The sequence below is a fragment of the Rhizobium sp. 01T444 genome, assembly GCF_056398305.1.
In genome coordinates, this window is the sequence record NZ_JBFTPD010000272.1 from 1 (window position 1) to 607 (window position 607).

General features: G+C 66.7%; 1 protein-coding gene. It reads right to left on the reverse strand.

Annotation, left to right across the window (positions count from 1 at the left end; translation table 11 throughout):
• Positions 1 to 519 (reverse strand): GntR family transcriptional regulator (locus tag AC1DTN_RS38405; RefSeq protein ID WP_477925436.1); only part of this gene is annotated, 519 nt, incomplete at its 3' end.
• Positions 520 to 607 lie beyond the last annotated feature (88 nt).

The window sequence follows — 607 nt, forward strand, 5'->3', positions numbered from 1 at the left end:
GGTGTACTGCGCATAGACGATGGGCATTTGGATGCTCGCGAACAGGCGCCGCAGTTCGCGGTTGTTTGCGAGCGAGAGCAGGGCGCGATAGTACGCGCGCCTCGCCTTTGCAAAAGCCGCCGAGTCGCCAGCGTCGGCGCCGGCGACCAGCGCGCCGACTGCGGCCGCCAACGACTCCCCGTCAGCGCCTTGGCCCACCGCGCGAGCCGCTGCCTTGGCCAGCAGTCCGCTGATGCGCTCCGCTACATCGAGCACGTCCAGCGTCTCCTGCAAGGAGAGCAGCCGGATGGCGGCTCCCTTGTGTCGCGACAGTTCGACGACCCCCTCCGCTGCAAGCCGCTGCAACGCTTCGCGCACTGAATTGCGACTGACTTCGAACGATGCCGCCAGGTCCACTTCCACCAGGCGCTGACCGGGAACCAATTGGCGCGCTTCCAACGCGTAAAGAATGCCGGTCAAGACAACGTCGGCTGCGCTGCGGTCCTCCTGCTCGCTGACGTTGTCCGAGGCGATGATCATCCGCTGTATCGTAACGCGCACTGCCAGCCGAGTTCCGCCAGCGGTTCCGCCTTGCGCCCCGTCTCCAGTGCATCGGCCGCTGCGGCGG